At 46.9% G+C, this 2,353-nt stretch carries 2 tRNA genes and 1 rRNA gene; all 3 read right to left on the bottom strand.

The window, feature by feature from the left end:
• Positions 1-2 precede the first annotated feature (2 nt).
• Positions 3-76: transfer RNA gene (locus LUA90_RS19385), tRNA-Ala, on the bottom strand.
• A 16-nt stretch (positions 77-92) separates the two neighbouring features.
• A tRNA-Ile gene (locus tag LUA90_RS19380) sits at positions 93-167 on the bottom strand.
• Positions 168-420: 253 nt separating this feature from the next.
• A 16S ribosomal RNA gene (locus LUA90_RS19375) occupies positions 421-1,942 on the bottom strand.
• Positions 1,943-2,353: the final 411 nt, after the last annotated feature.

Below are 2,353 nucleotides of genomic sequence, written 5' to 3'. Positions count from 1 at the left end.
AGTGGAGAATAACGGAGTCGAACCGTTGACCTCCTGCGTGCAAGGCAGGCGCTCTAGCCAGCTGAGCTAATCCCCCAAAGGATTTGATTTTGTAGTCCCGTCCAGATTTGAACTGGAGACCCCTACATTATCAGTGTAGTGCTCTAACCAGGCTGAGCTACGGGACTTTCTGTTAGGCTGCTATTGTTGCGGGTTAGTATATTACCGCTACCGCTTCCTTTGCTTACCTAGCTGTCAGTGCCGATGTCTTGTTGGTTATTGGGACAACCGTCATTTCTTCTGGGTGTTTCTTTTTAGTTTTTTTGTTATCCGGTTGGTTTGTTATGTAGTCTTACGCCTTATCAACGTATAACTTATAACTTAAAACCTATAACTTTTTAGAGTATCATGTTGCGCAGCGAGTAGTCAACTCTGCTCCAGAAAGGAGGTATTCCAGCCGCACCTTCCGGTACGGCTACCTTGTTACGACTTAGCCCCAGTTATCGGTTTTACCCTAGGACGCTCCTTACGGTTACATACTTTAGGTACCCCCAACTTCCATGGCTTGACGGGCGGTGTGTACAAGGCCCGGGAACGTATTCACCGCGTCATTGCTGATACGCGATTACTAGCGAATCCAACTTCATGGGGTCGAGTTGCAGACCCCAATCCGAACTGTGAATGGCTTTATGAGATTCGCATACTATTGCTAGCTAGCTGCCCTCTGTACCATCCATTGTAGCACGTGTGTAGCCCCGGACGTAAGGGCCATGATGACTTGACGTCGTCCCCTCCTTCCTCTCTGTTTGCACAGGCAGTCTGTTTAGAGTCCCCATCATTACATGCTGGCAACTAAACATAGGGGTTGCGCTCGTTGCGGGACTTAACCCAACACCTCACGGCACGAGCTGACGACAGCCATGCAGCACCTAGTTTCGTGTGATTGCTCACTTATTCATCTCTGAATAATTCACTAACTTTCAAGCCCGGGTAAGGTTCCTCGCGTATCATCGAATTAAACCACATGCTCCTCCGCTTGTGCGGGCCCCCGTCAATTCCTTTGAGTTTCACTCTTGCGAGCGTACTCCCCAGGTGGAATACTTAACGCTTTCGCTTAGCCGCTAACTGTATATCGCTAACAGCGAGTATTCATCGTTTAGGGCGTGGACTACCAGGGTATCTAATCCTGTTTGATCCCCACGCTTTCGTGCCTCAGCGTCAATAAAACCATAGTAAGCTGCCTTCGCAATCGGTGTTCTGAGACATATCTATGCATTTCACCGCTACTTGTCTCATTCCGCCTACCTCTAGTTTATTCAAGCCCATCAGTATCAAAGGCACTGCGATAGTTGAGCTACCGTCTTTCACCTCTGACTTAACAGGCCGCCTACGCACCCTTTAAACCCAATAAATCCGGATAACGCTTGGATCCTCCGTATTACCGCGGCTGCTGGCACGGAGTTAGCCGATCCTTATTCTTCTGGTACATTCAGCTCTCTACTCGTAGAAAGGTTTATTCCCAGATAAAAGCAGTTTACAACCCATAGGGCAGTCTTCCTGCACGCGGCATGGCTGGTTCAGAGTTGCCTCCATTGACCAATATTCCTTACTGCTGCCTCCCGTAGGAGTCTGGTCCGTGTCTCAGTACCAGTGTGGGGGGTCATCCTCTCAGATCCCCTAGTCATCGTCGCCTTGGTGGGCCATTACCCCGCCAACTAGCTAATGACACGCATGCCCATCTTAATCCTATAAATATTTGAACATTGGATAATGCTATCCTGTGTTTTTATGCGGTGTTAATCCGAATTTCTTCGGGCTATCCCCCTGATTAAGGTAGGTTGCATACGCGTTACGCACCCGTGCGCCACTTTCATATCCAGCAAGCTGGATAATCTCGTTCGACTTGCATGTATTAGGCCTGCCGCTAGCGTTCATCCTGAGCCAGGATCAAACTCTCCATTGTAAAATGTGTTGTAAGATTCTGACCAGTTTTAACTATCGTTAAAAATAGTCTTCTTTTTTTAATTATGTCTGTCAGACATTTGACTTTAAAATCAAGCTCCGGTATTCTGTACTTGAATCCGTACTTCATTACCTCGCTTGCGCTACATTGACATCTCTTTTAAGAACTTGTTCGGCCCGGTACCTCGCGGCGGCCTTTTATATATCTTCGGGTTTCAGTTTCTGATGGTCTTATTCGTCCCTCTTCAGTTTCTTCCGTTTCAATCTCGTTTTTTCTATCTTCCCGACATCCGCCGTTCTGATTTTTTTACCCTTCCTTTCGGTTGGGAGTGCAAAGGTAAGAATCTTTTTTTAACTTCCAAATAAAATAAATTTTATTTCTTCGTCGCCTTTTTCTTCTTAATCCCTCTTT

The sequence above is a fragment of the Pedobacter sp. Leaf170 genome (assembly GCF_920984665.1).
In the GTDB taxonomy this organism is placed as follows: Bacteria; Bacteroidota; Bacteroidia; order Sphingobacteriales; family Sphingobacteriaceae; genus Pedobacter.
This window is presented reverse-complemented; position numbering and strand designations above follow the sequence as displayed.